Origin of the sequence: Paenibacillus sp. BGI2013 (assembly GCF_002843485.1) — a bacterium.
Lineage (GTDB): Bacteria > Bacillota > Bacilli > Paenibacillales > Paenibacillaceae > Paenibacillus > Paenibacillus amylolyticus.
Map to the genome: position 1 here is coordinate 187,409 of NZ_PJFA01000006.1, position 24,656 is coordinate 212,064.

At 47.4% G+C, this 24,656-nt stretch carries 25 protein-coding genes and 1 other annotated feature; of the genes, 6 read left to right on the forward strand and 19 right to left on the reverse strand.

The features are described 5' to 3' along the window. Positions 1-96 precede the first annotated feature (96 nt). The 10 genes from CXK86_RS16770 to CXK86_RS16815 all read right to left on the reverse strand — a co-directional run bounded on the left by CXK86_RS16770 (position 97) and on the right by CXK86_RS16815 (position 6,962). A complete protein-coding gene (locus CXK86_RS16770; RefSeq protein ID WP_101314130.1) occupies positions 97-444 on the reverse strand; it encodes a hypothetical protein in 348 nt (115 codons plus the stop codon). Between the two features lie 132 nt (positions 445-576). Beyond that, a complete protein-coding gene (locus CXK86_RS16775) occupies positions 577-813 on the reverse strand; it encodes a hypothetical protein (RefSeq protein ID WP_101314131.1) in 237 nt (78 codons plus the stop codon). A gap of 132 nt (positions 814-945) precedes the next feature. Next, positions 946-1,374: a hypothetical protein gene (locus CXK86_RS16780; RefSeq protein ID WP_101314132.1), complete on the reverse strand. Its 429-nt coding sequence runs from the start codon at positions 1,372-1,374 to the stop codon at positions 946-948. 198 nt (positions 1,375-1,572) lie between these two features. After that, positions 1,573-3,207 (reverse strand): chaperonin GroEL, encoded by a 1,635-nt coding sequence (gene groL / locus CXK86_RS16785; RefSeq protein ID WP_036611259.1) that lies wholly within the window; start codon positions 3,205-3,207, stop codon positions 1,573-1,575. Between the two features lie 73 nt (positions 3,208-3,280). Then, positions 3,281-3,562 carry a co-chaperone GroES gene (gene groES / locus CXK86_RS16790; protein ID WP_017690077.1) on the reverse strand — a complete coding sequence of 94 codons (282 nt, stop codon included), beginning with the start codon at positions 3,560-3,562 and terminating at the stop codon, positions 3,281-3,283. A 401-nt stretch (positions 3,563-3,963) separates the two neighbouring features. Continuing rightward, complete coding sequence (gene tatC, locus CXK86_RS16795) at positions 3,964-4,746, reverse strand: twin-arginine translocase subunit TatC (RefSeq protein ID WP_017690078.1); 783 nt, start codon at positions 4,744-4,746, stop codon at positions 3,964-3,966. Positions 4,747-4,824: 78 nt separating this feature from the next. Beyond that, a complete protein-coding gene (tatA, locus tag CXK86_RS16800) occupies positions 4,825-5,073 on the reverse strand; it encodes a twin-arginine translocase TatA/TatE family subunit (protein WP_036611264.1) in 249 nt (82 codons plus the stop codon). Positions 5,074-5,281: 208 nt separating this feature from the next. Then, positions 5,282-5,767, reverse strand: a complete 486-nt coding sequence (locus tag CXK86_RS16805) for a MogA/MoaB family molybdenum cofactor biosynthesis protein (protein ID WP_017690080.1) — start codon at positions 5,765-5,767, stop codon at positions 5,282-5,284. A gap of 37 nt (positions 5,768-5,804) precedes the next feature. Then, on the reverse strand, positions 5,805-6,308 hold the full coding sequence (moaC, locus tag CXK86_RS16810; RefSeq protein ID WP_223869015.1) for a cyclic pyranopterin monophosphate synthase MoaC: 504 nt from the start codon (positions 6,306-6,308) through the stop codon (positions 5,805-5,807). A gap of 15 nt (positions 6,309-6,323) precedes the next feature. Continuing rightward, positions 6,324-6,962 (reverse strand): 5-formyltetrahydrofolate cyclo-ligase, encoded by a 639-nt coding sequence (locus CXK86_RS16815; RefSeq protein ID WP_101314133.1) that lies wholly within the window; start codon positions 6,960-6,962, stop codon positions 6,324-6,326. A gap of 279 nt (positions 6,963-7,241) precedes the next feature. Here CXK86_RS16815 and CXK86_RS16820 point away from each other — a divergent pair, with 279 nt between their 5' ends. Beyond that, entirely contained in the window at positions 7,242-9,200 is a 1,959-nt protein-coding gene (locus CXK86_RS16820) for an ABC-F family ATP-binding cassette domain-containing protein (RefSeq protein ID WP_101314134.1), read from the forward strand. A gap of 651 nt (positions 9,201-9,851) precedes the next feature. Here CXK86_RS16820 and CXK86_RS16825 read toward each other — a convergent pair. From CXK86_RS16825 to CXK86_RS16855, 7 genes are all read right to left on the reverse strand, one after another. Continuing rightward, positions 9,852-11,411 carry a 2-isopropylmalate synthase gene (locus tag CXK86_RS16825; protein ID WP_091033768.1) on the reverse strand — a complete coding sequence of 520 codons (1,560 nt, stop codon included), beginning with the start codon at positions 11,409-11,411 and terminating at the stop codon, positions 9,852-9,854. A gap of 218 nt (positions 11,412-11,629) precedes the next feature. Continuing rightward, positions 11,630-11,968 (reverse strand) — a binding site (T-box leader). A 508-nt stretch (positions 11,969-12,476) separates the two neighbouring features. Next, a complete protein-coding gene (gene tsaD, locus CXK86_RS16830; RefSeq protein WP_076251469.1) occupies positions 12,477-13,532 on the reverse strand; it encodes a tRNA (adenosine(37)-N6)-threonylcarbamoyltransferase complex transferase subunit TsaD in 1,056 nt (351 codons plus the stop codon). Next, positions 13,529-14,050 carry a ribosomal protein S18-alanine N-acetyltransferase gene (rimI, locus tag CXK86_RS16835; protein ID WP_076251466.1) on the reverse strand — a complete coding sequence of 174 codons (522 nt, stop codon included), beginning with the start codon at positions 14,048-14,050 and terminating at the stop codon, positions 13,529-13,531. The genes tsaD and rimI overlap by 4 nt, the downstream gene beginning before the upstream one ends. A 17-nt stretch (positions 14,051-14,067) precedes the next feature. Continuing rightward, entirely contained in the window at positions 14,068-14,916 is an 849-nt protein-coding gene (tsaB, locus tag CXK86_RS16840; RefSeq protein ID WP_036669213.1) for a tRNA (adenosine(37)-N6)-threonylcarbamoyltransferase complex dimerization subunit type 1 TsaB, read from the reverse strand. 2 nt (positions 14,917-14,918) lie between these two features. Beyond that, a complete protein-coding gene (tsaE, locus tag CXK86_RS16845; RefSeq protein WP_036668953.1) occupies positions 14,919-15,401 on the reverse strand; it encodes a tRNA (adenosine(37)-N6)-threonylcarbamoyltransferase complex ATPase subunit type 1 TsaE in 483 nt (160 codons plus the stop codon). Between the two features lie 266 nt (positions 15,402-15,667). Next, positions 15,668-15,844, reverse strand: a complete 177-nt coding sequence (locus tag CXK86_RS16850) for an H-type small acid-soluble spore protein (protein ID WP_026081228.1) — start codon at positions 15,842-15,844, stop codon at positions 15,668-15,670. A 4-nt stretch (positions 15,845-15,848) separates the two neighbouring features. Beyond that, positions 15,849-16,145 carry a hypothetical protein gene (locus CXK86_RS16855; protein WP_036668952.1) on the reverse strand — a complete coding sequence of 99 codons (297 nt, stop codon included), beginning with the start codon at positions 16,143-16,145 and terminating at the stop codon, positions 15,849-15,851. Between the two features lie 202 nt (positions 16,146-16,347). Here CXK86_RS16855 and ku point away from each other — a divergent pair, with 202 nt between their 5' ends. The 5 genes from ku to ligD all read left to right on the forward strand — a co-directional run bounded on the left by ku (position 16,348) and on the right by ligD (position 21,686). Continuing rightward, the gene (ku, locus tag CXK86_RS16860) at positions 16,348-17,262 is read left to right on the forward strand and encodes a non-homologous end joining protein Ku (RefSeq protein ID WP_076251464.1); all 915 of its coding nucleotides are present in this window, start codon (positions 16,348-16,350) and stop codon (positions 17,260-17,262) included. 316 nt (positions 17,263-17,578) lie between these two features. Further along, the gene (locus CXK86_RS16865; RefSeq protein ID WP_076251462.1) at positions 17,579-18,448 is read left to right on the forward strand and encodes a VOC family protein; all 870 of its coding nucleotides are present in this window, start codon (positions 17,579-17,581) and stop codon (positions 18,446-18,448) included. Positions 18,449-18,625: 177 nt separating this feature from the next. Beyond that, entirely contained in the window at positions 18,626-19,738 is a 1,113-nt protein-coding gene (locus tag CXK86_RS16870; RefSeq protein ID WP_076251460.1) for a GerAB/ArcD/ProY family transporter, read from the forward strand. Between the two features lie 35 nt (positions 19,739-19,773). Beyond that, entirely contained in the window at positions 19,774-20,724 is a 951-nt protein-coding gene (locus CXK86_RS16875; RefSeq protein WP_076251458.1) for an ATP-dependent DNA ligase, read from the forward strand. 71 nt (positions 20,725-20,795) lie between these two features. After that, on the forward strand, positions 20,796-21,686 hold the full coding sequence (ligD, locus tag CXK86_RS16880) for a non-homologous end-joining DNA ligase (RefSeq protein WP_076251456.1): 891 nt from the start codon (positions 20,796-20,798) through the stop codon (positions 21,684-21,686). Between the two features lie 55 nt (positions 21,687-21,741). Here the strand turns inward: ligD and CXK86_RS16885 are convergent, their stop codons facing one another. Together CXK86_RS16885 and cls are read right to left on the reverse strand one after the other, a co-directional pair. Next, on the reverse strand, positions 21,742-22,653 hold the full coding sequence (locus CXK86_RS16885) for a YitT family protein (RefSeq protein WP_036668942.1): 912 nt from the start codon (positions 22,651-22,653) through the stop codon (positions 21,742-21,744). Between the two features lie 348 nt (positions 22,654-23,001). Continuing rightward, complete coding sequence (cls, locus tag CXK86_RS16890; RefSeq protein WP_076251454.1) at positions 23,002-24,441, reverse strand: cardiolipin synthase; 1,440 nt, start codon at positions 24,439-24,441, stop codon at positions 23,002-23,004. Positions 24,442-24,656: the final 215 nt, after the last annotated feature.

The following is a 24,656-nucleotide window of genomic DNA, read 5'->3' on the forward strand; positions in this document are numbered from 1 at the left end:
GAAGGAACGGCCTAACGTATGATATGTAATGTGTACTATAGAAATGATTCAGTAATTGCCATCAAACCAATGATGAACACCTCCACCATGCGAGAGTTACTCAAAAGTTACTATCTCGCTCTGATTGTTCCAACTCATTTTAAAGGTAATTGGATCTTTCGTTTTCTCCGCCTCAGTAGCCGTTCCCGACATACTGAACGGTACCCCTTGTTCCTCAAGCGCCTTCCCCTGTTGTTTTATATTATTGCCGGTAAGGTCAAACACAAAATCCTTTATGCGCTTTTCATCACCTATATAAGTAATACTATAGCTCCCTGTTGATCTCTGTAGAGAAACATCCCAGTTATCGCTCTTTCCGTGTAACCTATCATCCGCATCACAAGCTGACAAAATAGCTAAAAGTAATATAACACAAAGAATCAATGGCAGTCTAAATAATTTCATAATATCCCTCCAATACAATAAAATAACCAAAAATTGAAAAATCAATCTCCATAAACGGCTGATAAGTCAATTGGCTAGATTATCAAATCAGAGCTAAGCTACGTTACGTGTGATAAATCATGTATGTGTTACCTATCTTGTGTATTGATCAATATCATCGATCGCAGACTGATGCTCTCTTCTATGATGATCCTCATGCTGCCGAACGTCGTTCTTTAACTTTGCTAAGAATCCCCATCCCATAAAGGCAAGTATAAGCACAGTAATTAGCGCATAAGCAAAGCTATATAGATTCATAAAAAAGTTGATAAAAATTGCAGCGAGCATCAAGCCCAGAATCCATAATGTCCACTTTGTACCCTTTCTCAAATCATTTCCTCCTCAAGTCTTTACTGATAAGCTCTCTATGTATCACAGTACATACGAAACCATAGGAACGAGGTTTCAATCACAGGGCTTCAAATCAGCATTTAGAGCGAATATCCGAATCTTTAATTAACATCAGTTCCAAGAGACATCCAATATACCCGACATCCCTTGCGCAGAAGAGGCACTTACATAGTACGAACCAGTGGACAATGCTTTGTCACTATAATATGTATGCTCTTTTCCATCTGCTGGAACACTGCCAGACGTTATCGCGGTTCCACTAGTAGATCCTTCATTGATCGTGAACGTGAAGTGTTTCGAACCCGTGTTTTTAAAACTCACTTTCACATAACTAAATCCTGCCCGAATATCAAACCGATGCGTATTTGTAGTACCTGCGAAATTCTCATTATTAATTACTGTGAATGTAGTTAATGGAGTATCACTAGCTTCATTTACTTTTACAAATTTTCGTTCAGAATTAGAAGTGAAATTATAAATTAAGAAAATAACAGCAATAGAAACCAAAACTGCTAATATCATTTTTCTAATATGTTTCATGATATATGCCCTCCATATCTCTTGATACTAACTATGATTATACAAATACTCAACAACACAAAAACCACTCCTTAATTAAGAAGTGGTTTTTGTGTTGTTGAGTATTTGTAACAGTGACTGCTTCACAAATTCTTGTCACCTCGTAACGAGAATTCACTCTGCCAGGCACATGATGTAATAAAGGTTTTTACACCTTTATTACATCATGCCGCCCATTCCACCCATACCGCCCATGTCAGGCATTCCGCCACCAGCACCTGCTGGTTCTGGTTTGTCAGCGATAACTGCTTCAGTAGTCAAGAACATAGCTGCTACGGAAGCCGCGTTTTGCAATGCATAACGAGTTACTTTCGCAGGGTCAACGATACCCGCTTCGATCATGTTAACCCACTCGCCAGTTGCAGCGTTGAAGCCGATTCCTGTTTGTTCTTTTTTCAGACGTTCCACGATTACGGAACCTTCTTCGCCAGCGTTAGCTGCGATTGTGCGGATTGGTGCTTCCAGAGCACGCAGGACGATGTTTACGCCTGTTTGCTCGTCACCGGACAGAGCTACAGCCGCAACCGCGCTATATACGTTCATGAGCGCTGTACCACCACCGGATACGATACCTTCTTCAACCGCAGCGCGAGTTGCGTTCAGGGCATCTTCGATGCGAAGTTTGCGTTCTTTCAATTCTGTTTCAGTAGCCGCACCAACTTTGATTACTGCTACACCGCCGGACAATTTAGCCAGACGCTCTTGCAGTTTCTCTTTGTCGAACTCGGAAGTTGTTTCTTCCAGTTGTGTACGGATTTGGCTAACACGTGCATCGATATCGGATTTGTTACCAGCACCGTCAACGATGATTGTGTTTTCTTTTGTTACGCGGATTTGACGAGCTGTACCCAGTTGTTCCACAACAGCGGATTTCAGGTCCAGACCCAGTTCTTCCGTGATCAATTGGCCACCAGTGAGGGCAGCGATGTCTTGCAGCATTGCTTTACGACGGTCACCGAATCCTGGAGCTTTAACAGCTACAGCATTGAATGTACCACGCAATTTGTTCACAACCAGCATAGCCAGTGCTTCGCCTTCGATATCTTCAGCGATCAATACCAGTGGTTTGCCTTGTTGAACGATTTTCTCAAGCAATGGCAAGATATCTTGCGTGCTGGAGATTTTTTTGTCTGTGATCAAGATGTACGGATTGTCCAAAACAGCTTCCATTTTGTCCGTATCTGTGATCATGTAAGGAGAGATGTATCCACGGTCGAATTGCATACCTTCAACCACTTCAAGCTCTGTAGCGAATCCTTTGGATTCTTCTACTGTGATAACGCCATCTTTACCCACTTTTTCCATAGCTTCAGCGATCAGTTCGCCTACTTCTTCGTCAGCTGCAGAGATTGCTGCAACTTGTGCGATGGATTGTTTGGAATCAATTGGTTTGGAGATGGATTGCAATTCAGCAACCGCAGCTTTAACCGCTTTGTCGATCCCTTTACGGATACCGATTGGGCTAGCGCCTGCAGTTACGTTTTTCAGACCTTCTGTGATCAGCGCTTGCGCCAATACAGTTGCTGTTGTAGTACCGTCACCGGCAACATCGTTGGTTTTCGTTGCTACTTCTTTAACCAGTTGTGCACCCATGTTCTCGAATGCATCTTCCAGTTCGATTTCTTTAGCAATGGTTACACCATCGTTAGTGATGAGCGGGCTTCCGAATTTTTTCTCCAGAACCACGTTGCGGCCTTTAGGACCGAGTGTTACTTTTACTGCATTAGCCAATGCGTCCACACCACGAAGCATGGAGCGACGAGCGTCTTCACTGAATTTAATGTCTTTAGCCATGTTAAGAAAACCTCCCTAGTTTTTGTTGGAAAATGGTAGTGCTATATGGTTCGGTTATCCGATTAAATTTGAATTAGTCGAGAATCGCGTGAATATCGCTTTCTTTCATAATCAAATATTCTTTACCTTCGAATTTGATTTCTGTACCGGCATATTTGGAGAAAATAACGCGATCTCCTTCTTTCACTTCCAGAGCTACACGTACGCCGTCTTTCAATACTCCAGCACCAACTGCAATGATTCTACCCTCTTGCGGTTTTTCTTTGGCGGAGTCCGGGAGTACGATCCCGAAAGAAGTTGTTTGTTCTTGCTCCAGTGGTTCTACCAATACGCGTTCACCTAAAGGTCTGATCATGAAAAATAGCCTCCTTTTGAAATTATATAACGTTACATTGTAGGTTGTAGCCATATGTATTAGCACTCGACAGTGTTCAGTGCTAACAACCAACTTTATGATACTCAACTTGAAGCATGATTTCAAGTCCTTTTGACGAATTCCTGCGAGAATTTACGTTGAATTTACACAAACATAGCCAAATTACACCCGCTGTGCCTGGTTCTATGTTGCAATTCACTAAATCTTATTCTACGAAATTGTTTAACCCTTCTGCAACGTTAACAAACAGTCCCTTCCCCATTGTATCCATTGTTGAACATAATATGCCTGCTTGTCCTGTCGTGGTGGTCGGCAGTCTACAGAAATAGCCCGGATAAGAACATACCGTCTTTTCCGGGCACATTACAGCTTATCCCCATTCAGCCCGCATGTTTCTTATCCTCGGCACGAACGTAGCGGGATTCGATCTCTTCATCGGCTGCAAGCTGCTTGCGATATACGATTGCGGATAATAACACACTGATCTCATATAACAAGAGCAAGGGAATCATCACCAGAAGGTCGGAAATAAAGTCTGGAGGTGTAATGACCACTGCAATGAAGATCAGAACAAAATAAGAGACTCTGCGCATCTTGCGAAGACGAATTGGATTCAGAATCCGCAGTCCTGTCAGAAACATAATAAGTAAAGGAAGTTCAAATAACAGGGACACAGGCAGCACAATGCCAAACAGGAAGCTGAAATACTGTTTCATCCCATAGGTCTCCACAAGCCCCATCTTCTCCGTTATCGCTGTTGTGAAGGCAAGTGCCATCGGAAAAATAACATAATACGAGAAAGCCATACCTGTCAGAAATAACAGAAACACATAGGGCACATACTTCAGCGTTGCTTTTCGTTCGCGTGGCTTTAGCCCTGGACTAACAAACTTCCAGATCTGATACACCGTAAACGGCAGTGTAATAATAAGTGAGAACAACCCTGCAATCTTCATATAGATGCCAATCCCGTCCCAGAACGAGAAGGCATGTAACACAAAACCTTTTGCCGACTCTGCCTTGGTCAGATATTGGTATACCGGGTCCGCCACAAAAAATCCTGCAATCAGTCCCAGCACAAAAATGCTTAGTACATAAATCAGCCGCTTGCGCAGCTCGCTCAGATGTTCCGTAATCGACATTTCTTCCATTTGCTGCGTCATGCCTGCCCCCCATTATTGCCAGCTTAAAATACAAAACCCTTCCGGCAGGAAGGGATTTCTCTTTCATTGCCGTCAAGATTATTCCGGCAGGCGTTTATCAGCAGGCTTGTCTGCAGGTGTGCTCTCAGCCGCCAGCGGTTTCGCCTTCTCCTGCTCTTTACGATTGGACGAGTCATCCTCAGAGATAATCTCGCGAGCGCCCTCTTTGAATTCACGGAAGGTACGCCCAACTGCACGCCCCAGTTCCGGAAGTTTGTTGGGTCCAAACAACAACAATGCAATCACGGCCAGCAAAATAAAACCCGTAGGTCCAATGGAACTTAACATTGATATTCCTCCTCGTCTCAAGCTTCGAAGATGCGCATACTCGGCCAGATGTTCATAGATGTCTCTGCTGCGTTCTTAATTTAAGCCCATCATACCATAGATGTAACCACTTACATAACCCGCAAAATTCACAAAAAAGAGATGTCACTAGAACAATCTAACAACGGTCATGGCTAATCGGATATCTTGCCCCAGAGTCCGTGCTCGATTATTGCTTGAACTGACCCGTAACCATCAGCAGCGCTTCCGGAAGCTGATCCATAATGGCCGCCAGATGTTCATGCACACCCTTTGGTGTACCTGGCAGATTAACAATCAGCGTGCGTCCACGAATGCCACATACCCCGCGGAACAGCATTGCAGAACGGTTTTTGCTCATTACACTATACCGCATGGCCTCCGCCATCCCGGGAACTTCCCGCTCAATTACGCGCCGGGTCGCTTCCGGAGTAATATCACGAATGGCCAGCTCCGTGCCACCGGTAGTCAGCACCAGATCGGCGTGAAAATAATCCGTCATCTCAATCAAAGCCGCAATAATCTCATCGGGTTCATCCGGAACGATACGGTACTCCACGATTTGACCACCCAGCTCTTCTTCCACCAGCTCCCGAATGACTTGTGCACTCGTATCCTCACGTTCCCCGCGGGCTCCTTTGTCACTGGCTGTCAGGATTGCTGTTCTCCACACCATAAAGATCACCCTTCTCCTCTATGAAAATAAATATTGCCTATCGGCTGTAATCACCGTTTTTGCCACCACTCTTGGAATTCAACATGGTTGGACCGATAATCATATCTTTTTGCATGGCCTTGCACATGTCATAGACCGTCAGTGCTGCAGCTGAGGCAGCCGTGAGCGCCTCCATCTCAACACCCGTTTTGCCTTCGGTTTTGACAGTAACTTCAATGTGTAATTCATCCACTCCATTATCATGAAAACGAATATCCACACCCGTCAGTGCCAGCGGATGGCACATCGGAATCCAGTCCGACGTTTTCTTCGCTCCTTGAATCCCGGCAATCTGAGCCACAGCCAGAACATCACCTTTGCCGATTCGGCCCTCCCGAATCGCTTCCAGTGTATCTGGATTCATAGTCACTTTGGTTACAGCCACAGCCGTACGTACGGTAATTTCCTTACCTGAGATATCAACCATCCGGGCCCGCCCCTGTTCATTAAAATGGGTCAGTTTGCCACCCGAAGCCTGGCCGTTGTTCACTTCTGAACTCAATTACATCACAACCCTTTATTCGATATGTAATATACCTTCGGTTGTTATCAACAGATCAATCCGCAGATCGAGCAGGTCCATCGGGATCTCCTCCTGTAACTGACCCGGCAACACCATCGCAGCCATCAATGGTTTCTTGCCCGTCATCACATATGTTGCTGCAAGCGTCTCGGCAAAACGATCATAATAACCGCCACCATAACCAATACGCCCACCGTGGAGATCATAACCAAGCCCCGGTACCAATACGAGATCGATATCCGGCCAATCATCAGGCGTCAGGACTTCACAGGAATCCTTAGGTTCGGGTATCCCCCATATGCCTGGCTCCAGATCCTGTTCTCCTGTCACTCGCCGTAGCTCCATTCGGGGTGGATTCGCCAACACTTTAGGTGCAAACATCACATCTCCATGATTCCAGCCCTCTTGAAACAGAAAAGCTGTGGACGCTTCGCTTCCATAGGACAAATAACTGAATATAACGAGTGGTTTGTTCACAACCTTGCTCTTGGCCTGTCTAAGGCGCTCCAGCTCCCGCTTCACTCCAGCGTTAATCTTAGTCATTGCCTGCTGACGCATGTTTGCATCCATCAGATCACGGCTCTGTCTCAGTCTGGATCGAAGCTGACTTTTCAGTTCCGCATGATCCTGCATATCCTTGAATAACCTCCTGTTGATAGGGAAGGTAGAAAAAAGCTCTCATTAAAAACAATTTATATGTTATGACCAGTTGTCATCTTGTTGAAATGGTTAAAATGATTCATTTTCTGCAAAATCCTCATGTAATAACATGCCTTCTTTCAGTTTATCATTGATTGATCAAAAAGACTACATGCCCCATGCGTTCCCAATCGGTGCAATTGCTCTGTATTTCATGTAAACTGGGATATAGTTGTCATATCAAGAACTGGACCTATGGAGGAACTTAATTTTATGCTGCTGCAAGTATCCGGAATTATCAAACGTTTTGGTGTCGATCCAATCCTGGACGGCGTGAACTTACAAATATTAGAACGCGAGCGCATCGGCCTCGTTGGTGTAAACGGTGCAGGGAAATCCACTTTGCTCAAAATTGTAGCCGGTGAAATGTCCTATGACGGAGGACAGATTTTCAAGTCCAAAGAAACGACGCTCGGTTACCTGGCTCAGAACAGCGGGCTACAATCCGACCGTAACATCTGGGAAGAAATGATGAACGTCTTCGCTCACCTGACACAGGCTGAAGCTGATTTGCGTCAGATGGAACGCGATATTGCCGACCCTGCCCAGATGGAAGACGAGAAAAAGTATGCTGACCTGCTGGAACGTTATGCGAAACGCTCCGACTGGTTCAAGGACCATGGCGGTTATGAGATGGAAACCCGCATTCGCAGCGTACTGCACGGGATGGGATTCGGCGAATTTTCGCCAGACACCCCCATTGCTACTCTGAGTGGCGGGCAGAAGACACGTCTTGCGCTAGCTCGTATTTTGCTTCAGGCACCCGATCTGCTCATGCTGGACGAGCCTACCAACTATCTCGATATCGCCACCCTTACTTGGTTGGAAGATTATCTGAGAGGTTATTCAGGCGCACTGCTCGTGGTATCCCATGACCGGTACTTCCTTGATCGACTTGTAACAACCATCGTTGAGATCGAACGTCACCGCTCCAAAAAATATACGGGCAATTACAGCCGTTATATGGAACTCAAAGCTGCCGAGTATGAAACTCAGATGAAGCAATATGAGAAACAGCAAGGTGAAATCTCCAAGATGGAAGATTTTGTTCAGAAAAACATCGTACGTGCTTCGACGACCAAACGGGCGCAAAGCCGGCGCAAAGCCCTCGACAAAATGGAGCGGCTTGATAAACCGATGGGAGATTTGAAAAAAGCCCATTTTTCCTTCGAAACCGCCGTTATGTCAGGCAAGGAAGTGCTTCGAGTGGATCAGCTGTCTGTCGCTTATGACGAGGCTTCTCCATTGTTCCGCAACGTATCCTTCGATCTGCGACGCGGGGAAACGGTTGCTCTGATTGGACCAAACGGTATTGGTAAATCCACCATGCTGAAGTGTCTTACGGGAAGTTTACGTCCGGTAACCGGAGAGATCCAATGGGGAACAAAAGTGCAGATCGGCTATTACGATCAGGAACAGACTGGGCTCAATCCATCCAACACGGTTCTGGAAGAACTGTGGAGTGCCTATCCCGGGATGGAAGAAGCACGCATTCGGACCGTACTGGGGAACTTTTTGTTCAGTGGTGACGATGTGCTCAAGAAAATCTCCTCCCTCAGCGGCGGTGAGAAAGCACGTGTGTCTCTCTCCAAGCTGATGCTGAAGGAAGCCAACATGCTCATTCTGGATGAGCCTACGAACCATCTCGACCTGTTTGCCAAAGAAGTGCTGGAAGCGGCATTAATGGATTATGAAGGCACCCTGCTGTTCATCTCCCATGACCGGTATTTCCTTAATAAAATGGCTGAACGCATTGTTGAACTTCATCCAGGCGGCACAGAACAATATCTCGGTAATTACGATGATTATGTGGAGAAAAAACAGGAGCTTGAGGACATCGCACGTGAAGCTGCTGAGGCACGTCAGGCTTCGTCCAAGAACTCGTCCAAATCCGATCTGAACACATCCACAACCGAAAAATCCGGAGCGGCTTCATTCGAAGCGGAAAAACAGGCGAAGCGTGAAGAGCGTAACCGACAACGCAAGCAGGAAGCTTTGGAACAACAGATTGCGGTGTTGGAAACGAAGATTACCGAACTCGAGGCACAGATGGCTCTGCCTGAAATCTATCAGGATTATATGAAGCTGCAAGAACTCCAGCAACAATCGGAGGAACACAAAGCAGAACTCACCAAAGCCTACGAGGACTGGGAAGAACTAGCTATGGAATAGTACGAATAGTACAGACTCAGACCATGGCTTGATCGCGTCATACAATTATAGTAGTACCACCGGCTGATTCCTTATTGGGATCAGCTTTTTGTTTGTTGAGGATGCGTATTGAAGCTATGCACCCTATCTTCTTTATGTTCCTTGAGATTGAACTCTAACATACGGAGGTTAGGGGAGCTGTTTTGACTTTTGTCAAATTTACTCGAATGAAGAGAAATATTTTTACCCCCCTGCCCCTCACACTTATCCACAAGAAAGCAAGATAGCAAGCACATTAATAAGCTTAATTATACAGCGGTAGAATAGCCTTTTGCACACAAAAACCATATTTATCCACCAAGTTATCCACTTTATCCACAACTTTGTGGATAGTAAGGAGTCATTCTATCCCCTAAACCCTTTTTGTTTCGAAAACTATGCTGGTTTGGCTTTGGGATAGTTACCCACAAATTACACTGGATATGTGGATAACTATAGTCACACCTTGACAAATGCATCCTTCCACTCCTCAATATACCTCCATAATAAGACAAAAGCAGACCTTTGTCGTTCAAGGCCTGCCCGTCATTTATTTACTATATGCCATGCATATTTACAACGAATTGCAATTGCTACTACTGCCGCTGTAGATGCGATCTGGCAAAAGATGTTTTACGCATGTGCTTCTTGTTCATGATGTTCGGAAGACTCGGCCTTCAGCCCAGCAGCATTACAAGCCGCTACATAAGCCAAACCGGCAGCCATGACGATATCATTATGTGTTGCTGTTCCCCGGAACTCACGTCCTGCACGCTCCACGGTAACTACAGCTTCTGCACTTGCACCCTCTCCACCACTCAAGGCATGCATCTCCATATCTACAAATGCAATATCATCGGAAATGCTCTGACCAATCGCACGGATGGTTGCATCCACGGGTCCACCGCCAACAGCAGAGTAAGATTGTTCTCCAGCGCTTGTGCGAATGCGAACGGCGGCCATTCGATCCGTCATACTGCCCGCCGTCACCTGCAATTCAACCAATTCATAGTCCTGTGCAGGAATATTCATGGTCTGGCTAACCATCTGTAACAACTGGTCGTCACTGACCACTTTTTGCTGGTCTGCGGTTTCTTTGAACACCTCATACAATTGCTCCATCTGCTGCTCATCCGGCTCAAAACCATATTTGCGAACCCGATCCTTCAGGGCGTGACGACCGGAGTGTTTGCCCAGAATAATCATGCTGCGTGGAATACCCAGCGCTTCAGGGTCCATAATCTCATAGGTGTTCCGATTCTTAAGCAGACCATCCTGATGGATGCCAGATTCATGCTGGAATGCATTACGTCCCACCACTGGCTTGTTGTACGCAATCGGGAAGTGCATCGCACGGCTAATCTGACGTGAGGTCTCATACAGCTGATTCAGCTTAATGTTCGTCGTTGCACCAATTGCGTCTCCCCGAGTCTCCAGCGCCATAATCAGCTCTTCCAGTGCACAGTTCCCCGTCCGTTCTCCGATACCATTGATAGTCACTTCAATCTGGGTAGCTCCATTGGCAATCGCAGCCAAGCTATTGGCTACGGCCAGGCCCAGATCATTATGACAGTGGGCACTATAGCGAACCTGATCGCCGCCTCTTGCACCCTCACGCACCCGACGGAACATCTCACCATACTCATGTGGCAGGGCATATCCGACCGTATCCGGCAGATTGATAATGCTCGCTCCAGCTTCAATGGCGACTTCAACCATTTCAATCAGATCGTCCATCTTGGTACGGGCAGCGTCCATCGCTGTGAACTCTACGATGTCCGTGAACTGGCGTGCATAAGATACCATCTCACGAGCGGTAGCCACCACTTCACTGCGCGGACGGCGCAGTTGATGCTCAATATGAATATCCGAAGAAGAGATAAACAGGTGAATTCGGCGCCGTGCTGCATCCGCTGTTGCTTGAACAGCTGCATCGATATCACCTTTGACCGCACGCGCGAATCCACAGATCTCCACGTTCTGCAACTGTCTCGAAATCGCCTGAACCGCCGCGAACTCACCTGGACTGGAGATCGGGAATCCAGGCTCAATGACGTCGATACCCAGAGAAGCCAGTTGGTGTGCCAGTTCAATCTTTTGCTCGGGCTGCAGACTTGCTCCCGGTGCCTGTTCTCCATCACGCAGCGTTGTATCAAAAATCTCAATCATGCGTTTGTTATTAGTTGTTGTCATATTCATCAACCTCCATCAAATTTTTATAAATCCTGTTGAATGTTTAGTGCCTATACTTGTTGTTCAATGTTCATTACTCGTTCGTTGTATATCCTGCTTACCTTCATGACAGAGTGTACGTCGACTTACACCCTGACCTTCTGATTCTCAATCTCCATATGGTTCTTCCCATGCCCACCCTGCTGCCGGCAGCAAATACAAATAACCCGCCATCTCATATAAGAGACGGCGGGTTATTATCCCCTCCGCGGTACCACTCTCGCTTGATGGGCCAGGCTTGCGCCGGACTCCATCCACCTCGTCGTCTCCGAAATCCGCTGGATGTGCGTGCACGCACGACACTACTCGCACTCGGAGAAACACCCTATAACGGGGGTTAACCGTTGCTGTGTAACACATGTTGTTGTCCATCAGGACAACTGGGCGATTGATATCGTCCCCACGCTTCCACAACTCCGTTCCCGGGCGAGATTCGAATGATTCCAGCCACTGCGTCGCACCACCCCGCAGCTCTCTGAGCGCTTTATCATTCTACTGCTCCCGTTCATCACATTTATAATATGACCTAACTTCATTATTTTGAAAATCAAAAAAGCCTGCCACCTCATGCAATAATGCAAGAGACGACAGGCTGTTCACCTTCGCGGTACCACTCTTGTTGACTTCCTTCCTGTTCATTCAAGACAACCCCTGAATGCTTTCGCATATCCGGATCACTTGAAGCAGCCTGAAAGCCCCCTCAGTTATCGTCAGTTGATCCTTGTAACAACGATTCTACCGACAACGGCCCATTCACGGAGGCAACCCGTAACCATGTACTTTGGGCCATGATCGGCCTTCGGATTCTCCCAGGGAGTCACCGTGTTCCATCGTTCCGCTTCCAGGTGAGTTTCAGGTTTCCTTCGACTGCGTTGCACCATACCGCAGCTCTCTAAGACCGGGAATAACCTTACTATTCCTGTTCATCGCGTTTATCAGTTCAGGAATCTGAATTCCTGTTTAAATTTGTAACTAAATATACATTCTTTACATCCCTGCTGTCAACTCTTAATCTCAAACTGTTTGCTATAAGGACTGAACGGACCATTCCTCCAGAGAAAGTCCCGGATCTGCCTTCGCATCAAATTCAGCAATTTCTCCCCGCTGCCATTTAAGATACGCAGCTGCTCCTATCATGGCCGCATTATCCGTACAATATTCCATTGGCGGGATTAACAGTTCAAGCCCTTCCTTCGTGCATCGCTCCTGTAATGCCGAGCGTAACCCACGGTTAGCTGCAACACCACCACATAATAACAGTTGACGTGAACCATATTCACGAACTGCTCTAACGGCTTTCTCCACCAACACTTCAACAACAGCTTCCTGGAAACCACGTGCAACCGCAGACGGCTCCAAGGTTTCTCCGCGCATTTTGGCCTGGTTGAGCACATTCAGTACAGCAGACTTCAGACCACTGAGACTGAAATCGTACGAACCTGCTTCCAGCCATACCCGTGGTAATGGCACTACATCCTCCGCTTCAGACGCCATCCGGTCCACATGCGGGCCTCCCGGATAAGGACAACCCAGTGCACGTGCTACTTTGTCATACGCTTCGCCTACAGCATCATCACGTGTACGACCAATCAGTTTGAACTTACCCTCGAATTCCATATGCACGAGTTCTGTATGTCCACCAGATACGACCAGTGCCATCGCTGGATATTGCAGTTCATGAGTAAGTCGGTTGGCATAGATATGCCCCGCAATATGATGTGTGCCAATGAGCGGTTTGCCCAGAGCCATCGCCAGCGTTTTGGCTGCAACGATTCCTACCAGCAATGCCCCGACCAGTCCAGGACCTTGCGTCACGGCAATTGCACTTAGATCACGCGGACGAATGCCGGACTGTTCGATCGCCTGTTCCAGCATCAACGTAATGACTTCAACGTGTTTGCGTGAAGCCACTTCAGGTACAACACCACCAAATGCCTTATGGGTCTCGATCTGACTTGAGATCAGATTGGACAGCACTTCCCGTCCATCTTTGACTACTGCTACCGATGTTTCATCACAGCTTGTCTCCACCGCCAAAATGTAGGATGGTGCAGAATTTATTTTTTCATTAATTTCGTTCATGAATCCAGTACGCTTCCTTCCTCTTCGCCGCTCCGGCCTGCAGACGGCAAGTTCGCCCACATAATCATCGCATCTTCCCCATTATCGGAGTAATATCCTTTACGAAGACCCGCCGATTCAAACCCTTTTTTCTGATATAAACGCTGAGCAATGCTGTTCGAGACTCTGACCTCCAGCGTCATTCGTTCCATCCCGAGATAAGCCGCTGTGCTCATTAATTCATCCAGTAACTTTTCACCAAGCTTGCGTCCACGGTACGCGCCTCTGACTGCAATATTGGTAATATGGGCTTCATCCATGATTGTCCACATACCTGCATAGCCAATGGCCTTTCCATCTAATTCCATCACCATATATTTAGCAAAATGATTGTGTGTCAATTCATTTTGAAATGCTTCTTCCGTCCAGGGCAGGGTAAAGGCCTCATGTTCAATCTCCATCACATCGGGAATATCCGCGAGTGTCATGAACCTGAACTGAAGCGTTGCTTCCTGCTTATTATTCGCCACATTGTCCATCTGCTTCCCCTCCCCCTTCAGCCTTTGCGCAGCAGATTGGCTTCCGCTTCAGACAGCTGGGTGTAGTTCGGCACCAGCGCATGCACGTCATCACGCTGACCTGCAAGCAGCGCGGCGGCGCCAAGGCGCCCAACCCAGCGGCCTTCCAGCTCATAAGGTACGAGCTGGAGCGCCGTTCCTGCGGGGCAGCGAAGCTCCGCCGCTGCCGCAGCATGAGGGCCCGTCTCGCCGACGATCCAGACGGCTACGGGCCGCTCTTCCGGCGCCGCCTCCGCCATGCGGGCGGCGAGAGCTTCCAGCCATCCGTCCATCTTGCGGATGGCATCAGGCGCCAGACGCCGGGGCGCATCGCTCCCGGCGGAGGCAAACAGCGCGGTGCACGCTTGACCGCGCCGTGCATCCACAAGCGGAACGATCCAGTGGACTGGGGCAGCACCTGTGCTGCCCTGGTCCGCGGATGGCGTTCCGCCAGCCCCTGCTGCGGCATCTTCTGCCGCAGCTTCCGCCTTGGTGGCAAGGCCGCTGTGCCAGCCGCCCCAGGCGATGGCCTGAAGGCTGGACACCCCGGCTACGGGGATGTCCCACGCCCAGGCCAGTGTCTTCGCCGCGGTCACCGCAATGCGGATGCCCGTGTACGAGCCTGGGCCAACGCCAACGGCAATGCCGTCAAGTTGCCCAGGCTGTGTGTTGCTGGCGGCCAGCAGCTGCTCCATCACCGGTACGACGTGTACCGAATGGTTACGCTCAGCCCGTTCATTGCGTTCTTCCAGAAGCGCATGATCTTCCATCATCGCAGCTGCCATCACTGCGGTGGATGTATCCAACGCCAAAAACCGCTGACGCGGCTCTTTTTGTAAATCTTCCATCATCATTTGACTCCATTCTGTCTGAACTGTCGGCATATGGCTGCATAAGTCTCGCCGTACCCATCCAGTGTAATCGTTCGATCCTCCAGGCCCGTTGTTTCAATCTGCACATGCAAGTGCTCTTGCGGCAGCAATTCGGGAATTATACTCGACCACTCCACCAGACTGACTCCGGCTCCATAGAAATATTCATCAAGTCCAAGCTCATCCGCTTCTTCCAGCGATATGCGATATACATCCATGTGATATAAAGGCAGACGCCCTTCGTACTCCTTGATTAGCGTGAATGTGGGACTGCTTACCACATCACGTACACCCAAATGCCAGGCAAATTTCTGTGAAAATGCCGTTTTTCCCGCCCCCAGATCACCATCCAAAGCAATCACCATGCCGGCGTTTGCCTGTCTGGCGAGTGCGGAAGCGAGTGCTTCTGTATCTGCAATGCCATGGGATTGATACACCCACTGCTCGTGCGTCTGATTCAATATTCGCCCCACCTTTGGCGGTCCAGCCGCCTGAGTTCACTTTGAACCTTATTATATCGGTCCCTTTCTTCCCCCGCAACATCCAAGGAGGCGAGCGGAAATATAACGTGCATTATTAGACGTGTCTCAAAACTTGCTTCCTTCGAAGTTTCAGACACCTATTAGGAAAAACCAAAAACCGGCACCTCTCGGTACCGGCCGTGTTATGCATATATTTGAGCTTTTATTTATTCTCGAATTCCTCAATAACGATATGCTACTTGTATCTACTCCTCCAAACGATCCACACGAACCGTCTGGGTATTTCCCGGCCTGCTGCCAACCTGAACGGTTGCCATGCCATTGGCTTCATCCACATTCTCGATCCAGACTGGATCTCCCTCCAGCGTAACGGCAATGGTATCCTTCGAATCATAGATCGCTTTGGCGCGCTTTGCATCCATCATCTTATTCATACTCCCCTTCCGGATCATCATGTGACTCTCGAACCATGCTATCTGTTGTACTTTCACCAATATAACCGTTATCTTCCGTAACCTGTCCCCCGCCTAACCCTTCATTCACCATCCGATCAATGTCGAGCATGAACGACTCACGATCAAGGGGCAATTCTTCCGAAGTGACCGCTTCCCAGTTTACAGCTGTAGCAGGTGTATAGAATTCTTCAGCACTTTCGGCTTCAGCAAGAGGGTACGGAGAAAATGCATGCTTGTGTGCTTCTTCCTCATCACGTCTATTCTTCAATATTGCACCTCCCGGCATATGTGCTGCGAGAATAACTACCTAATTCCATGCTCGTCTTCCTGTCGGAATCCAAACATGTTTCTGTTATCATCCCCGAGTCTCGCCGAACCATACGAATTCGTTCGTCTACAAGACGATTATCCCTCGCGCCAGATGCCCATACTATTAAATATAAAGGTACCTCAATGAAAGGAGCCGATCTATGCATACCGTCTGGAAAGGTGCAATCAGTTTTGGCCTTGTGCATGTCCCTGTCAAAATGTTCTCGGCTACCGAAGACAAAGACATCTCGATGCGCTACATCCATAAAGTCTGCGGCAGCCCGCTCGCTTATGTTCGTCAATGTCCCTCCTGTGAAGTGGATGTGAAGTGGGAAGAGATCACCAAAGGCTATGAATATGAAAAAGGAAAGTTTGTTCTCTTCGAGAAAGATGAATTGGAAGCGTTAAATGATTCCACCAGCAAAACCATTACCATACTGGATTTTGTCGACTTGACTGAGATTGATCCGATCTATTTCCAGAAAACATATTACCTATCGCCCGATCAGGCTGGTGGAAATGCTTACCAGCTGTTGATGAACGCAATGCGGGATACCGGCAAAATTGGCATCGCCAAAATCTCCATTCGCTCGAAGAGCAGCCTGGCTGCCATACGCGTGCTGGAAGATTGCCTCTCCATGGAGACGATTTTCTATCCGGACGAGATTCGTCCTGTCTCCCAGGTGCCCAACTTGCCGGAAGTGCAGAACGTAAATGAAAAGGAACTCACGATGGCAAAGTTGCTGATTGATCAATTGTCCACACCTTTTGAACCCGGTAAATACACCGATGACTATCGCAGCAAACTGCTGGATCTTATCCAGCACAAAGTGGCAGGTGAAGAAATCAAGATTGCTCCAGCCAAACCTGAAGCCAATGTGATGGATTTAATGGCTGCCTTGCAGGCAAGTATCGAGGCCGTGAAGCCTATTCCGGCTGACCCTGGGACAACAACGGCCAAGCCTAAGAAACGTGCACCGCGAAAAACGCCTGCTCAAGCGGTTGCCGGAGGAGAATCCGATACACCTGCTGCACCAGCCAAAAGAAAAAAGGCGACAACCAAACCAAAAGTTTGAATGTCGCTAAGGCAAGACCGATTCCGTTATATGCGTGTGTAATGCGTTCAACTCAAGTCCGGCTTTACAGTCGGATTTTTTTGTTTTACAGAACTATTGGAACAATTCATTCCACTAAAACTCCAGTTATAATTGCAAAATACAATTGACGAAAGCTGATTTATATTTTATATTAACTTATGAAAAGTAACTTATTTATGAATATACAGTCACCCTGTAATTCTACTTCAACAGTATGCAATTAAATAATCCGTTTTCAACGCATATACACAATTAAACGAGCACCCATATTATCTATTATCAGGAGGAAACAATCATGAATACAACATATCAAATCCCTGCCACAACCCATCTGGGTGAAGTGAGTCTGCGAATTATGAACCTAGACCGTTCAATTAAGTTCTATACCGAAGTGGTTGGATTAAAATTACTGGAGCGTAGTGGCAAAGTGGCCACGTTGACAGCCGACGGAAAACAGTCCCTGCTGCGATTGGAAGAGCTCACGGATGGAATTACCCTGCCGGAACGCTCACACGCTGGCTTGTATCATTTCGCCATCCTGCTGCCTGACCGCAAGTCCCTGGGTCTTGCTCTTCGTAATCTGGCTGCATCCGGTATCGATATCGGCCAAGGCGATCACTTGGTCAGCGAAGCCTTCTATATCTCCGATCCCGATCAGAACGGGATTGAGATCTATGCCGACCGTGCACGTGATACCTGGAAACGGGATAGCGACAATAACTACGTGATGGCAAGTGATCCTGTTGATGCGGAAAGCCTGTTTGCCATCTCGGAGAATGAACCTTGGCAGGGCCTGCCTGCTGGCACCGTTATTGGTCATGTACATTTCCACGTCCGAAGCCTGGAAGAAGCACGCAACTATTACACCGGCATACTCGGTTTTGATATCGTGGGTAACTTCGCCAACATGTCAGCACTCTTTGTATCCGCAGGTGGCTATCATCATCATCTGGGACTTAATATCTGGGCGGGAGTGAACGCACCTGTTAATCCAGATAACGCTACAGGAATTGACTACTTCACCATTGTGTACGCCACACAGGAACAATTGGATCAGGCACTTGAACAATTGCGTCAATCCGGTGCAGTCGTTACCCAAGTGGAGGGTACCTGGTTTACGGTAGACCCACAAAATATTCGTATACGTCTGACAACTGCGAACTGATTTAGTTTAGGCGTTACAATATGCTTGCTTAACCTCATTTTATTAAGCCCGGGTAACTGATTTCTCTACATCACAGAGAGATCAGTTACCCGGGCTTTTTGAGTTGGCTTTTATAAAACTGGCACAATTGGTGCATTCTAACCAATACATAGACAAGATATGTTAAGGAGATACCTCATGATCGAAAAGGGACGTTTGACTGTTAGACAGCTCGCTTCACTCATGTTCCTGTGCACCATTGGGGAGCAGATTCTGGTCTTCCCTTCCATGATCACATCCTACGCTCATCAGGATGCCTGGTTATCAGCCTTATTGGGAGTCGCAGGGGGCTTGGGAATACTCTTCATTATGCTAGTTGCCTACAAACTGCATCCCCGGTTGAATCTGATTCAAAATGCTCTTCGAACACTGGGACCCTGGATCGGAACCTTGTTTGGCTCTTTTTATCTCTTTTATTTCCTGATCAGTACCTCAACGTTCATTAGGGAGATTGGCGATTTTATGTCTACTCAGATCTTGCCGGAATCTCCATTACTGATTCTGCATTTGGTTTTTATGTGTTCGCTTGTCTGGGGGCTTCTGTCGGGTCTGGAGAGCATTGGTAAAACTGCTGAGGTCTTTCTTCCTCTGATCGTGTTGTTTCTACTTATTCTGACGGTGTGTCTAATCCCCCATATACGTTTGGCCAACATCCAACCTGTGCTGGCACAAGGGTTTCTTGATCCATTCAAAGGTTTTGTTGCTGTACTCACATATCCCTACTGCGAGTTGTGCATCTTCATGATGCTTTTTCCCTACACTAAAAATGAGCCCCATCTGGAGAAGGACATTCTGTTAGCAGGGATGATTGGCGGATTGTTACTCACGCTGACGCTAAGTATGTGTCTGCTCGTTATGGGACCATGGATGACCCAGCATCACTGGTTCGCTTCATTCAACCTTTCACAGAAGATCAATATCGGAAACTTTATGCAACGCATCGAAGCTTTCATAGCATCGGTCTGGATTATCGCTGTTTTCTTCAAAGCCGCTCTGTTCTTTTACGGTTTTGTCCTGGGCGTCGCTCACCTGTTTCGCTTGTCCAGTAACCGTTCGCTGATCCTGCCGGGTGCCATGCTTATTCTCGCCATGTCTATTCTAATCTCTCCAAACGAGAACTTTTATCTCAAGGTCGTTATTCCCTATTGGATTGATTGGGATCTGACCTGTGGTATAGCACTTCCGTTACTGCTCATTCTGGTGCATCATATGAAGTCCCGCTTCAAAAAATATAGTAAAATTCCGAATTAACCTGAGCTAATTGGTGTACGAGAGAGGAGTTCCCCATGTTCAAACCGCTGATTCCGTTCGAACCCATATCCAGAGATACTTTGCCCACAGGGCCGCAATGGATTGCCCAGATCAAGTGGGATGGAGTCCGTATGCTTGCCTATGAGGACGGGCAGGAGCTGCGTCTGGTGAATCGCAGATTACATGATCGAACCGCACAGTATCCCGAGCTGGTAACACCTCGCAATCTATGCTCAGGCTCCTCCTATATCTTGGATGGAGAAGTTATTGCGCTGGACCCAGACACCGGAAAACCTTCGTTTTATCATGTTCTGCGGCGGGATCGGATGAGCAGACCCGAAGGTATCGCCCAAGCCATACATCAGATTCCGGTCACATATATGGTATTTGATATCCTGTTCTATGAGGGGAAATGGGTGACGGATCAGCCTTTGGCGGATCGACAGCGCCTGTTGCACGAGGTCCTTAACACCGCTCCCCATGTTCAGGAGGTCACCAATACACTTGATGCCGCTTCCCTGCTTACGGTCATGAGACAACATCAGATGGAAGGCATTGTCTGCAAGGATCTCACCAGCAGTTATGGCATACAGGGCAAGGATCAGCGCTGGCAGAAGGTCAAAATCATGCATGACGTATATGCCATGATCGGGGGAGTCACGTACCGGAGCGGTATTGTGAATGCAGTTGCGGTCGGTGTATATGACGGGCCTGATTTTGTCTATATTGGTCATGTTGGGACTGGCAAACTGAACTCCAATACGTGGCGGGAACTCACACATCAAGTCGAGCCTCTGATCAGGCAGGACAGACCATTCCATAATGTACCCGAGCGCAGTGCAGAGACCACCTGGGTGGAACCGCGAATAGGAGTCAAAGTGCAATATATGGAGCTGACTCATCATCACACTCTGCGCCATCCCAGTATTCAGACCTTCGCGGATGTAACCCGTGAGGATTGTCTGGCGAACCAGCTTCTTCAATGAGGAGAAGATCGCACCACTCGTGTTTCAGCCTAGTGATTCAAAGACTCATTACACAATAGGAGGTGTCCTGTATGGCCCCTAAGATCCAAGGAACCATCATAATAGAAGGCACTGAGCTGACGGTCACCAACCCGGACAAGCTCTTATGGCCGGAAGCGGGTGTTACCAAAGCCATCTATTTGCAAAAGCTGGCCGCTCTGGCTCCTTATCTGCTCACGTATACGAGCAATCGACTTCTCACCACGATAAGGTATCCCCACGGCGCTGGAGGAACATTTTTCTATCAAAAGAATGCCCCTGAGCCCGTACCAGATTATGTGCGCACTGAAGTTCACGACGGCATCCGATATGTGGTCATGAATGGACTTCCCGAATTGTTATGGCTTGGTAATCTGGCTGCACTTGAATTTCATCCTTCTCTGCATACTGTGGGAAGCCATCTGCCCAGTGAATGGATGATTGATCTGGACCCTTCTCAGGAACATGAACCGCGGATCATGCAAGCTGCACTCATCGTTGGCGAAACCCTGACTTCCCTTGGTCTGAGGTCCATTCCCAAAACTTCGGGCGCAACAGGAGTTCAGATCATCGTTCCCATTGTGCAAGGTGTAACCTTTGATGAATTGAGAGAGGTTGGTTATTTCGTCGGCAAATATGTCACTCAGAAGCACCCGGATCTGTTCACACTGGAACGACTTAAAAAGGACCGTGGAGACCGCATTTATTTTGACTATCTCCAGCATTATGGAGGCAAGACCCTTGCCGCTCCCTATACACCACGTGCCAAATCAGGTGCCACTGTCTCTACACCCCTTACCTGGGATGAGGTTAGAAGCAACGTCTCCATCCAGGATTATCATCTGATGAACATTATTGAACGTTTGAACCAAACCGGTGATTTAATCGCAGCTGTTGAACCCCAACCGGTAGAGCTCATTCTCAAACATTTGAAGAAAAAATAGCCGACTCCCTCATCACAAGGGTGTCGGCTATTATCATTCATGTATATATCAATCGCTAATGGATACCTTTTTTCTTGAAACGTCCGCCCTTCACGTCATGAATGTTACCGATAGCCACAAAGGCTTGCGGGTCCCAATCTTCAACGATGGTCTTCAGCTTCGCTTCTTCCAAACGGGTAATCACGACAAAAATGATCTTTTTCTCGTCGCCGCTGAATCCGCCCTCTCCATCCAGGAAAGTTACACCACGACCAAGACGGTCTGTCAGGGCTGAACCGATATCACGATATTTCTCACTAATGATCCATACCGATTTGGACTGGTCAAGTCCTTCATTCACAATATCAATCATCTTCATCGCAATATAATATGCAATCATGGAATACAGGGCATTCGGCCAGCCGAATACAAATCCTGCACCTGCAAAAATAAACACGTTAATGAACAATACGATCTGTCCTACAGACAAAGGTGACTTCTCACTAAGCAAGATCGCCACAATCTCCGTACCATCCAGTGAACCGCCAGACCGAATGACAAGTCCAACACCCACACCCAGGATCAATCCGCCAAATACAGCTCCGAGCAAAGGCTCCCCTGGTGTTAATGCAGGCACATGGTGCAATAATGATGTCCCGATGGACATGACCACGATCCCCAGCAGCGTGGATAACGCAAATGTTTTACCAATCTGCTTGTAACCCAGAATCAGGAAAGGCAAGTTGAGCAAGGTCAGGAACACTCCGAGTGGCAGATGTGTAAGTTCTGACACCATAATTGAAATCCCCGTAATCCCACCATCAATAACACCATTCGGTACGAGAAACACTTCAAGCGATACAGCCATTAGTGCAGCACCGATCAGAATCATCACAATACGTTGCAGCAGCTTTAATGTAAACACCGAGCTTTTGACCCCGCGGTCAGCTTGCTTGGCTGTTAGTTCTTTCACCGTTACATTGGACATGGTATCCCCCCCGTTAAATCAGTGTGTGAATCCATTTTATAAATCATTTAAATACTCAGGGTGAATCTACATATGGAGAACAGCAAACTGCGTTCTATATGTGCCCCGGCTATACAGCGCAAGCATCTAAAGGCGATATAAAATGGATTCAAAATGTTATTCATCCCGGTTTGCACTTTCAAAAGAGAGCAAAAGGGAGCCTGTTTTCCCGCAGACTCCCCTCCTTCGCCAAGACATGATTTATATATCTATTATATCATAAAAGATCAAATTTGCGCAAAATACTTAGCAAAAAGAAGATAAATTCACAAAAAGTGAACTTATCTTCAGAAATCTGCCCTAAATCGGCTAAAGAAGCGGTGAAAGCATCCGAGAAAGCATTTCTGCGGCTTTTTGCCGTCGTGAACGCTTCTGAAATAACTCCCCATCGATCTGACTGCATTCCCCGAGATCACGTTCAAAGTCAGTGATCAAACGACGAATCGGAGAGGACTCGAACAGGACAGCCGTTAACTCAAAATTGCAAAAAAAACTGCGCATATCCATATTGGCCGTGCCTACCGTTGCAAGCAACTCATCCACAATCATCACTTTGGCATGTACAAAACCTTTGCGATATTGGAAGAACTCAACACCTGCTCGCAGAAGTTCCTCTACATATGAAAGGGATGCCAAATGAACAAGCTTTGAATCGGATTGATATGGAATGATAATTTTCACATCAACGCCACTGACAGCAGCTGTTTTGAGTGCCTCATACAGGGCAGGATCAGGGATAAAATAAGGTGTGGTAATGTATATCCGTTCACAAGCTACCGAAATGGCCCCAAAACACATTTCCTGAATGGCATCCCAGTCCTGATCCGGCCCACTGGCCAGAATCTGAATTCGTTCTTCCCCGCTACAGATATGGGGTGGAAATAATTCCGCAAGTTGGGGTTCGGTAATTCGCTCACCGGAAGCCAATTTCCAGTCGTTCAGGAATGTACTTTGCAGGAAATATACGGCATCTCCCTCAATCTGCACATGTGTATCCCGCCAAAAACCGATCTCCGGATATTGTCCAAGATAATCATCGCCTACATTGATGCCACCTACGAAACCAACCTGTCCATCCACAACAACAATTTTACGGTGATTCCGGTAGTTGACTCTTCGGTCAATCGTTGCAATCAGTGGCGGTAGAAAATAATGAAACTCCACACCTGCATCTTGCAGTTTGCGGATAAAACTCCAGCTCATCTTGTGACTGCCGAGACCGTCACAAATAAACCGAACCTTCACGCCCTCCTGAGCCTTGCGAATCATGACATCCTGAAACTTGGTGCTGATGACATCATCACGGAAAATGTAAAATTCCACATGCAGATGGTGCTTTGCTTTTTCCATTTCCCTCAGCATTGCCGCAAACGCCTCTTCACCATTTGTGAGCACCGTACTGTGGTTACAACCTGTAATCGGGCTCTCCGACAGATGGGATAACAGGTTAAACAATCGATGCTGGTGGCTGAAACGATCGCCAGGCATCTGTTCGACATCTCCAATGATGTGGGCTTGTTCCCAGATCGTTTCCTTCATTTCACGGAAGATGCGCGATCCACCCTTGCGGAGTTTTTTTCGTTTGTTATAGTCCTGCGCCACGAAATAGTACACCACAAAACCGATCAAAGGCACGCAGAACAAAATAAACAGCCAAGCCACAGCTTTAGCCGGATTACGAAATTCCAGTAAAAGAATTGTGGCTGCCTGGAAAATAAATACGAGTAATATAATGACCAGCCAGAACATTCGGCTTCCTCCTCAAGTGGCAAGCTTCATGGCCTTGCCTTTCTCTCACCTACACATCTTTGACGATTATGTATACAGCTAATCATAGATACCCAATGTACCCCCTATTCGTAACGTTTGCTTAGATAAAACTTTACATAAGCAGACGGAATACTTGATTCTGGAAATTCAAATTTGTACTTCGTTCATTGTATATTCTGACTGTGTTACCTTCT

Excerpts from the sequence above, each read along its gene's own strand:
- tatA (WP_036611264.1), bottom strand. The coding sequence starts at position 5,073 with ATGTTAAGTTCCATTGGACCTACGGGTTTTATTTTGCTGGCCGTGATT.
- CXK86_RS16850 (WP_026081228.1), bottom strand. The coding sequence starts at position 15,844 with ATGGATGCAAAGCGCGCCAAAGCGATCTATGATTCGAAGGATACCATT.
- CXK86_RS16875 (WP_076251458.1), top strand. The coding sequence starts at position 19,774 with ATGTTCAAACCGCTGATTCCGTTCGAACCCATATCCAGAGATACTTTG.
- CXK86_RS16870 (WP_076251460.1), top strand. The coding sequence starts at position 18,626 with ATGATCGAAAAGGGACGTTTGACTGTTAGACAGCTCGCTTCACTCATG.
- CXK86_RS16815 (WP_101314133.1), bottom strand. The coding sequence starts at position 6,962 with ATGCAGGATCATGCGGAACTGAAAAGTCAGCTTCGATCCAGACTGAGA.
- tsaB (WP_036669213.1), bottom strand. The coding sequence starts at position 14,916 with ATGGAAGATTTACAAAAAGAGCCGCGTCAGCGGTTTTTGGCGTTGGAT.
- CXK86_RS16825 (WP_091033768.1), bottom strand. The coding sequence starts at position 11,411 with ATGACAACAACTAATAACAAACGCATGATTGAGATTTTTGATACAACG.
- CXK86_RS16885 (WP_036668942.1), bottom strand. The coding sequence starts at position 22,653 with ATGTCCAATGTAACGGTGAAAGAACTAACAGCCAAGCAAGCTGACCGC.
- CXK86_RS16770 (WP_101314130.1), bottom strand. The coding sequence starts at position 444 with ATGAAATTATTTAGACTGCCATTGATTCTTTGTGTTATATTACTTTTA.
- groL (WP_036611259.1), bottom strand. The coding sequence starts at position 3,207 with ATGGCTAAAGACATTAAATTCAGTGAAGACGCTCGTCGCTCCATGCTT.
- ku (WP_076251464.1), top strand. The coding sequence starts at position 16,348 with ATGCATACCGTCTGGAAAGGTGCAATCAGTTTTGGCCTTGTGCATGTC.
- groES (WP_017690077.1), bottom strand. The coding sequence starts at position 3,562 with ATGATCAGACCTTTAGGTGAACGCGTATTGGTAGAACCACTGGAGCAA.
- tatC (WP_017690078.1), bottom strand. The coding sequence starts at position 4,746 with ATGACGCAGCAAATGGAAGAAATGTCGATTACGGAACATCTGAGCGAG.
- ligD (WP_076251456.1), top strand. The coding sequence starts at position 20,796 with ATGGCCCCTAAGATCCAAGGAACCATCATAATAGAAGGCACTGAGCTG.
- rimI (WP_076251466.1), bottom strand. The coding sequence starts at position 14,050 with ATGGACAATGTGGCGAATAATAAGCAGGAAGCAACGCTTCAGTTCAGG.
- cls (WP_076251454.1), bottom strand. The coding sequence starts at position 24,441 with ATGTTCTGGCTGGTCATTATATTACTCGTATTTATTTTCCAGGCAGCC.
- CXK86_RS16865 (WP_076251462.1), top strand. The coding sequence starts at position 17,579 with ATGAATACAACATATCAAATCCCTGCCACAACCCATCTGGGTGAAGTG.
- CXK86_RS16805 (WP_017690080.1), bottom strand. The coding sequence starts at position 5,767 with ATGGTGTGGAGAACAGCAATCCTGACAGCCAGTGACAAAGGAGCCCGC.
- CXK86_RS16820 (WP_101314134.1), top strand. The coding sequence starts at position 7,242 with ATGCTGCTGCAAGTATCCGGAATTATCAAACGTTTTGGTGTCGATCCA.
- tsaD (WP_076251469.1), bottom strand. The coding sequence starts at position 13,532 with ATGAACGAAATTAATGAAAAAATAAATTCTGCACCATCCTACATTTTG.
- CXK86_RS16780 (WP_101314132.1), bottom strand. The coding sequence starts at position 1,374 with ATGAAACATATTAGAAAAATGATATTAGCAGTTTTGGTTTCTATTGCT.